The organism is Marinobacter sp. ES-1 (assembly GCF_000475255.1).
GTDB lineage: Bacteria > Pseudomonadota > Gammaproteobacteria > Pseudomonadales > Oleiphilaceae > Marinobacter > Marinobacter vinifirmus.
On the sequence record NZ_AXBV01000116.1, the window covers coordinates 1 to 8,198 of the forward strand.

Annotated in this window: 7 protein-coding genes; 6 read left to right on the forward strand and 1 reads right to left on the reverse strand. The window is 50.4% G+C overall.

The window, feature by feature from the left end:
* Positions 1-561, reverse strand: a 561-nt coding sequence (locus tag Q668_RS16510; protein ID WP_036220459.1) for a hypothetical protein, incomplete at its 3' end; no start/stop codon positions are given.
* 73 nt (positions 562-634) lie between these two features.
* Here Q668_RS16510 and Q668_RS16515 point away from each other — a divergent pair.
* The 6 genes from Q668_RS16515 to Q668_RS16540 form a co-directional block, all read left to right on the forward strand.
* Positions 635-856: a helix-turn-helix domain-containing protein gene (locus Q668_RS16515; protein ID WP_022990738.1), complete on the forward strand. Its 222-nt coding sequence runs from the start codon at positions 635-637 to the stop codon at positions 854-856.
* 109 nt (positions 857-965) lie between these two features.
* The gene (locus Q668_RS16520) at positions 966-2,069 is read left to right on the forward strand and encodes a helix-turn-helix domain-containing protein (RefSeq protein WP_022990739.1); all 1,104 of its coding nucleotides are present in this window, start codon (positions 966-968) and stop codon (positions 2,067-2,069) included.
* A complete protein-coding gene (locus tag Q668_RS16525) occupies positions 2,069-2,620 on the forward strand; it encodes a nucleotide-binding protein PINc (protein ID WP_022990740.1) in 552 nt (183 codons plus the stop codon). The genes Q668_RS16520 and Q668_RS16525 overlap by 1 nt, the downstream gene beginning before the upstream one ends.
* Before the next feature lie 118 nt (positions 2,621-2,738).
* Positions 2,739-4,880 (forward strand): N-6 DNA methylase, encoded by a 2,142-nt coding sequence (locus tag Q668_RS16530; RefSeq protein ID WP_022990741.1) that lies wholly within the window; start codon positions 2,739-2,741, stop codon positions 4,878-4,880.
* Entirely contained in the window at positions 4,877-6,097 is a 1,221-nt protein-coding gene (locus Q668_RS16535) for a restriction endonuclease subunit S (protein WP_022990742.1), read from the forward strand. Before Q668_RS16530 ends, Q668_RS16535 begins: the two co-directional genes overlap by 4 nt.
* Positions 6,098-6,115: 18 nt before the next feature.
* Positions 6,116-8,198 (forward strand): RecQ family ATP-dependent DNA helicase (locus Q668_RS16540; protein WP_022990743.1); only part of this gene is annotated, 2,083 nt, incomplete at its 3' end.

An 8,198-nucleotide genomic window follows, 5' to 3' on the forward strand; every position in this document is an offset into this window, starting at 1 on the left:
CACCAGATTTGACAATAACTCGTTCTCGGTAAGGCGATAACTGATGTCCTGACTGGTCATTACCCGAAACCCCAAACCAAACCGACCAGCGTATTCTTCAGCAGGCGGACTTCTGTATCGCCCTAACGCCTCATCAAAAGCAAAACGCCCTGGCTTATCCTCCGCGAGCTGAATCACCGTTTCGAGAGGTTTCCACTCCTCCCATCCGACGAAATCGTCACTGATCACAAAGAAGTCGGCAGTGCTTTTCGCTTTTACCTTCCTGCGTGTCTTGCTCCGATATTCCAGAAAAAGAGATTCAGAGGGCTGGTCATAGAATTCGAGAACTGAGCGGTCAAATTCATGCTTATAAATAGCGGGTAGTTCGATAGAGAGGCTTTCAGCTTGAATCGTCTGCCCCATCTTTCGGCTGGCAAAAGTGAATGCCGACGAGCCGACTCGAGAGGAGCTTCTCACCCTTCTAGCCGGCGGCGAAGACCGCACGGCGAGCGCAATTTCTATTCCCTTCTCAGAGACACCTCTCTGAGCACATCTTTCGACAACTTCTTCTTCGGAGAGCATTTGACCACTCCTGGTTTATCGTCGATTATGTAACTTATAAGGCACTATCTGTAACTTAGACGACGGATCTCGCATGTCAAACAAACAAGAGCAATTTCTGATCAATTTCGGAAAAAGAGCGCGTGAACTTCGACAGAAGAAGGGGCTCACTCAAGAAAACGTTGCGAGACTGTGTGGCTTCCAGCGCCCCTATTTAAGCGACGTGGAAAGAGGGAGGCGCAACATCTCCGCCAAAAATATGAGCAGATTGGCGGTAACCCTGGGCGCTGACCTTCGACTTGATCTGGTGGATTAAAGACGTGCCGGCCAAATAATCCAACCCAGCGTAACTTGACAAAACTTGACACCAATCTAAACTGCGGACCATGCAAAAAAGACTAGACACAACCAAAGCTCAGCAAGCAATGCAAGATGCCGGCCTTACGCAGACTGCTGTGGCCGACGCACTCGGCGTTACGAAAGAGGCTGTTTCCCAGTGGCTCTCGAGTAAGTCTTTTCCGCGCCCTAACAAACTACTGCAATTCGGCAAGTTGCTGAACCTTCCTTTCGATGATTTGGTCATCAAAGAGGATCCTTATGCTCCTAGGGTAGCGTTCCGCAAAATGCGCGGCACCAAAACCAAAGATCATCACATCGAAAAAGCGCAGGAGATTGGACGCTTTTTGCGCCACCTCGTACCATACTTGCCGTTTGATACTTTTGAAATGCCACCAGTGCTCAAATCACCCAGTTGCGATTATGAGTATCTGCGCGTGGTGACAAAAAAGGTCCGAGAAGATATTAATCTGGAGCCGGCAGAGTGTGTGGATTTCAATCACCTGATTCGCCGTTTTAGTGAACTTCAAGCGGTTGTGGTGCCGGTAATGTGGGGGGCAAAACAGCGCCATGAAAATGCCGTGCACATACACCTTCCTGATTCAGGAAGTACATGGGTCTACTTGAATCTGGATACCAATATCCACGACTTCAAGTTCTGGATGGCCCATGAGCTGGGGCACTGCTTATCGCCAAGCCTTGAAGGCGAGCAAGCTGAAGATTTTGCGGATGCCTTCGCCGCAAGCTTACTCTACCCGCATGAGCTTGCTGCCCAAGCTTATGAGGCTCTGGCCAGAAAGCCATCGACAGCGGCAAGGATCAATGCGTTAAAGCAGATGGCCGAGCAGCAGGTAATTTCACCAAACACAATTCTTCAGCAGGTTAACAAGTACGCAAACCATCTGAGTAAGCCTGAAATTGAAATGGGTAGATCGTTTTTCGGGGCTGTAACGAAATTTAATCAGCAGTTCCCAAGTCTTAGCGAAGCCCTTTTCGGGGGTACCGAGCTCGACGAGCATGGCAAACCGAGCGCTCATGACTACATCCAAAAGGTAGAGGGTTCTTTTGAAACCCCGTTCTTCAACCTGCTCCGAAAATACCTGAAAGAGCACGATAAAGGACCCGGATATGTTCAAACTGTGCTGGATATGCCGCTACTTGATGCACGGAGTATCCACGCAGAGTTGACCTAATGCCCCAATCGAAGATCCTCGTTGATACCAACGCATACCTGAGGTTGGCCAAAACCATACGCCCCTTATTGTTCGTGCCCTTTGGTGATGACGAGTACTGCCTGTACATCCTGCCTGAACTCAATGAAGAGCTGGCAGCCACAAAGTTGCAAAGCAAGTTCCCCTGGGTGGATGAAGAGGAATTCACTGAGAACCGCAAATATTTTCCACAAGTTGGCAGAAAACAGAAAAGGTCCATCCAACAGACCTTCGGATTCGTTTGGGATCATGTACAGACTGAGTTGCCAGGCCCGTCCAGAGTGGATGCATGGTATATCGCCTATGCGTTGGAGCTAGGTGTTCCAGTGGTTACTGATGATCAGGACATGACCGAGTTAGCCGAGACTTTCGATGCACAGGTAATGCCGACATTAGAGCTGCTCAAAATCATGCTGGACTGTGGCCATACCGACATGGAAACCATCCATGGCCTCGCTGGGTTCTGGAAATATGTTTCAGACATGCCCGCCAACTTTAAGGCCGATTTCGAGCGCTTGTTTGGCGAAAAATAGCTTGAATCGCTTTTGCCCTTGTTCTTTCTTCGGGCCCGTGTAGGTTGACTGTATTCAACACGACCGTGCCGGCATCAGCGATACGAATAAATCAGAAGATATCTAGGAATTAGGCCCCATGGCACAACTGGAAAACATCGAAGCGATCGAAAAACGACTGTGGAAGGCAGCCGACACCCTACGGGGTAACTCCGAGCTGGCCAGCAACGAGTACTTCCTGCCCGTCATGGGCCTCATTTTCCTGCGGCATGCCTTCAGCCGTTACCTCGCCGTGAAAGACGAGATCTCGAAAACTCTACCCAGCCGGGGCGGTAAAACCCGAGCATTAACCAAAGAGGATTTCTCCCAGAAGAGCGCCATCTTCCTGAAGCCCGAGGCGCAATTTGATTACCTAGTAGCGTTGACCGATGCCGACAACCGGGCTGAAGCTATTATCCAGGCCATGGAATCCATCGAGGGGGATTACAGCAACCTGCGTAATCAGCTGCCCAAACAGGAATACAATACTATCCCGAACGAAGTGCTCGGAACCCTAATACGGCATCTGAACCCGGAAGAACTTCAGCGGGCCACTGGAGATATCTTCGGGCGAATTTACGAATACTTCCTGACCCAGTTTGCCGACCAGGGTGCGCATGACGGCGGTGAATTCTTCACTCCGGTGTCGCTGGTTCAGCTGATCGTCAACATACTGGAACCAGACCATGGAAAGGTATTTGATCCGGCCTGCGGCTCCGGCGGCATGTTCGTACAAAGCGCCCACTTTATGGAGCGCCATGCCCAAGACCCTCATGAACTCACCTTTTACGGCCACGAAAAGAACCGGGTAACCACCCGCCTCGCCAAAATGAACATGGCAGTACACGGGCTGGAAGGTAACGTAGAAGGGGGCGAAACGGCCATCACCTATTACAACGATCCACACGATGGCCTGTTTGGCACCGTAGACTATTTGATGGCTAACCCCCCGTTTAACGTGGACGAAGTTGATGCCGACAAGATTAAAGGCGATCGACGCCGGCTTCCGTTTGGGCTGCCCGGTGTTAACAAGAACAACAGAGTGAGCAATGCCAACTACCTGTGGATTCAGTACTTCTACAGCTACCTGAACGAGACAGGGAGAGCTGGGTTTGTAATGTCTAGCCAAGCTTCCAGCGCCGGCCGGGATGAAGCCAAAGTGCGGGAACAACTGGTGCGAACCGGCCACGTCGACATCATGGTGGATATCCGGGGAAACTTTTTCTATACCCGCTCCGTGCCCTGCCAGCTCTGGTTCCTGAACAAAAACAAGTCGGAACACCTTAAAGATAAGGTGCTGATGCTGGATGCCCGCAACGTTTACCGCAAGGTCACCCGTAAAATCTACGACTTCAGCCCCGAACAACAGCAAAATCTGACTGCGATTGTCTGGCTTTACCGTGGGCAGAACGAGCGGTTTATCGAACTAGTTAAGAGCTACATAGACCGCTCACTGCTGGAGGCCAGGGCCTGCGAGCATCTCGAAGAACCATCCTGCCAGCCTTTGCCGGATTTCCTCAGCCAGCTCGAACAACTGACAAATGTCTTTCAACCTTTTATGGATAAGCTGGAACAGAATGGCATGGACGTTGAAAACTACGTGGACTTTCTTAATGCCAAAGAGTCTGCAGGGGGCGGCTGGTCCGCGCTCGAGATTGCTACCAACGACCTGCAAAAATGGTGGCGCCAGTACGATTACAGCGATGTCCAAAGCCTGCTGGAATTCACGGAACAGGATACCTGCCTAAAAGACCTGGCCAACCAGAGCCGGGACCTGATCAAGGAGGTGGACCTGGTGTACAAACTAGCCACAAGAGTGATCGAGCTGGCCGAAGCCAACGGTGCCAAAGACAGCGAACTCTGGGACAGCGCACTGCTCAATGGCCGTGGCCGTAAAAACCTGAGAAAAGCCGCCGACGAAGCCCGCAAAGTGGCCGTAGAGCAGTTGAAACAGGTCCGTTACTTCTACAAACAAGCCCATTGGCTGCTCAGTCGTTTCCCCGAAGGCCAATTGAGGGATGTGGAGGGTCTGGTCAAGTTGGTGAATATCCGCGAGATCGAAGCCGCCGACTGGAGCCTTACTCCCGGGCGCTATGTCGGAGTAGCACCGGAAGAGGTGGATGAAGACTTCGACTTTGAAGAAACCCTCAAAGACATTCACGTCGAGCTAAAGGGGCTGAATGCGGAGGCAAAGGAGCTGGCAGAAAAAATTGCCGCCAACTTCGAGGAGTTGGGGGTATGAGTTGGCAAGAATTCTCAATCGATAGTATTTCGGAGTTGGTGACAAAGGGCACTACACCAACAACCTACGGAATGCCCTTCACTGATGAAGGAGTAAAATTCATCAAAGCTGAGGCCTTGAATGGTGATTCCACACTGGACTCCGGCGGATTTAATTTCGTTTCCGAGGACACTCACGAGAAATTAAAACGCTCTCAGCTCCAGGAAAATGACGTCCTAGTTACAATTGCTGGTGCCAATGTTGGTAAGTGCGGGATAGTTAACGAACGCCATCTTCCCGCAAACACAAATCAGGCCGTTGGCATTGTCCGAGTTGATTCGGCTCGCGCATGCCCTAGGTTTATCTACTACTGCTTCAAAAATCCAGCGACCTTTAGAGCATGTCAAAGCTTAGGTGGACAGGCAGCACAACCTAATATTAATTTGACCGTTCTTAAAAATTTGGTTTTCCGAGGTCCAAAAGATCCTCGAGACCAGGCGCGGATAGCTGACTTTATTGCTAAATATGACAGCTTAATCGAAAACAATCTTCGCCGGATCGAACTACTAGAAGAGTCAGCCCGACTCCTGTATCGGGAGTGGTTCGTGCACCTGCGATTCCCAGGCCATGAGCAGGTCAGAATTACTGATGGTGTCCCAGAGGGTTGGAGCCAGTCATCAGTTGGTGAACTCAGCTCTTATCTTAACCGAGGCATAACACCAAAGTACGATGAAAACGGTGAGTTCGTTGTAATAAACCAAAAATGCATAAGAAATCGCATCCTTTCTTTTGAGAAAGCTAGAAAGCAATCCAAGGAATTTAGCGATGAGAAAAAATTACAGATTGGAGATGTTTTAGTTAACTCAACTGGAACAGGTACTTTAGGTCGAGTGGCCCAGGTTTGGGACGTCTTAGAAAAAACTTGCGCCGATACACATGTAACAATTGTAAGGCCGTCTGAGGAAATTCCATACCTGTGGCTCGGCTATACATTGCTGGGTATGGAAAAGCGTCTTACGGACATGGGTGAAGGTGCAACAAATCAAAAAGAATTAAAAAGGCAATATATATCCGCTACCCCATGTGTAAAGCCTCCACATTCTTTAATGGAGCTTTTCCACGATACTGTTCTAAAAAACACCAAACAAATTCAGAACCTTATAAAAACGAATAAAGCATTAGCTGAGGCCCGAGACTTGCTATTACCCAGAATCATGGCCGGAGAGCTTACCGTATAACTCCATCAAGGATCGATAATGAACAATCAGACGGATAGAGCTAACGCCGAACAACTGCTTCAAACTGCGCTGACCAATCCCAACGCAACTTTCCGGGAGGGGCAGTGGGAGGCCATCAATGCCATCGTCAATCAACGGCAGAAATTGCTTGTTGTTCAGCGCACAGGCTGGGGCAAAAGTTCAGTGTATTTTATCAGTACCAAAATCTTCCGGGACCGGGGGCTAGGGCCAACCATCATCGTCTCGCCCCTGTTGGCCCTGATGCGTAACCAGATCGAATCAGCCCGCAACCTCGGCATTGTGGCCGAGACCATGAACTCGACGAATAGCGATGACTGGCAGGCCGTTACCCAGCGCATGTTGAATGACGAAATCGACTGCCTGTTGATCTCTCCGGAACGCCTGGCCAATGATCGCTTTATAGAAACCGTACTCCAGCCCATAGCAGACCGGATTGGGCTGATGGTGGTTGACGAGGCCCACTGTATTTCTGACTGGGGCCACGACTTCCGGCCCGACTACAGGCGCATTGTGAGTATCCTCCAACAGCTGCCGCCAAACACGCCAGTGCTTGGCACTACAGCAACCGCCAACAACCGGGTAGTCGAAGATATAAAATCCCAGCTGGGCGATATTGAAATCCAACGTGGCCCGTTGATAAGGGAGAGTCTTGCTCTCCAAACATTAGTGCTACCAGATCAAGCCTCACGGCTGGCTTGGCTCGCTCAGGTTATTCCTGAACTTTCAGGCACCGGCATTGTATATGTTCTAACTCAACGGGATGCGGAGCTCGTTGCGCACTGGCTCCAAAAACAGGGAATCGATTCTCTTCCCTACTACAGCGGAGTGATACACCCTGAATTCTTAGATGCTGCTGACAAACCAGATACCAATGCCTACCGCCAGTTTCTCGAGGAGCAACTACTTAAAAACCAATTGAAAGTGTTAGTGGCGACAACCGCGCTCGGGATGGGGTACGACAAACCTGACCTCGGCTTTGTCATTCACTATCAGGCTCCGAGTTCAATTGTTGCCTACTATCAACAAGTGGGCCGAGCCGGTCGAGCTATCGATCAGGCCGTAGGTGTACTAATCTCAGGAGCAGAAGATCAAGACATTCATGCTTATTTCCGGAGAACCGCATTTCCAGGTCAGCAAGATGTTGAACGGCTTTTGGATGCGCTTGAACAAGCAGATGGACTCTCCCCGGAGCGACTCGAAAAAGAGGCCAACCTGCCACAAAAGCGCATCGAACACGCGTTGAAATACTTGAGGACCGAGAACCCTTCACCGGTTTTTGCATCTGGAAAGACCTGGTATCGAACTCCCATTCATTACCAGATGGATCTTGACCATATCGATAGGATCACGGCAATACGCGAACAAGAGTGGGGCGAGGTGCAGGACTATCTGAACACCGAACGATGCTTGATGACAACTCTTAGGATCGCATTGGATGACAATACCGCTGGAAGCTGTGGCAAGTGCGTCAACTGCATTGGCCACCCGATTATTGACACAAAGTTTGACCAGGAGTTGGGGGTTCAGGCAACACGATTCTTGAGGCAATCTGAAGAGCCCATTAAGCCAAGAAAGCAGATTGCCGCATCAAACGATGAAGCCACGACAACCTTTTTGGAATACCGATTTCCTCGCCTTCTTGGTGAACTAGCGGCTCAAGAGGGCCGAGTTTTATCCCGCTATGGTGATGCCGGGTGGGGTCGCTTGGTAGCTGACCAGAAACATGCTGGGAGATTCAGTGACGAGCTGGTAGACGCTCTCGCGGAGATGATCCTCCAACGCTGGCAGCCCAACCCTGCCCCTGAGTGGATTTGCTGTGTACCCTCACGAAACCATCCAGAACTGGTGCCGGATTTCGCCCGCCGCCTGGCGGCCAAGCTTAACTTGCCCTTTTTAGATGCAGTGTCCAAGATCAAGGACAACCAACCCCAAAAAGGACAAGAGAATCGTTTTCATCAATGCCGGAATTTGGATGGTGCCTTTTCGGTTGCCGAAGACATACCAGACAAGCCGGTTCTGCTTGTAGATGATATTGTTGATTCAAGGTGGACGTTGACTGTTAGAGTTATGGTGATTTCTG

What these genes read in the sequence shown, in the direction of transcription:
- Q668_RS16535 (WP_022990742.1), top strand. Translation starts at nt 4,877, where the DNA reads ATGAGTTGGCAAGAATTCTCAATCGATAGTATTTCGGAGTTGGTGACA.
- Q668_RS16525 (WP_022990740.1), top strand. Translation starts at nt 2,069, where the DNA reads ATGCCCCAATCGAAGATCCTCGTTGATACCAACGCATACCTGAGGTTG.
- Q668_RS16520 (WP_022990739.1), top strand. Translation starts at nt 966, where the DNA reads ATGCAAGATGCCGGCCTTACGCAGACTGCTGTGGCCGACGCACTCGGC.
- Q668_RS16515 (WP_022990738.1), top strand. Translation starts at nt 635, where the DNA reads ATGTCAAACAAACAAGAGCAATTTCTGATCAATTTCGGAAAAAGAGCG.
- Q668_RS16530 (WP_022990741.1), top strand. Translation starts at nt 2,739, where the DNA reads ATGGCACAACTGGAAAACATCGAAGCGATCGAAAAACGACTGTGGAAG.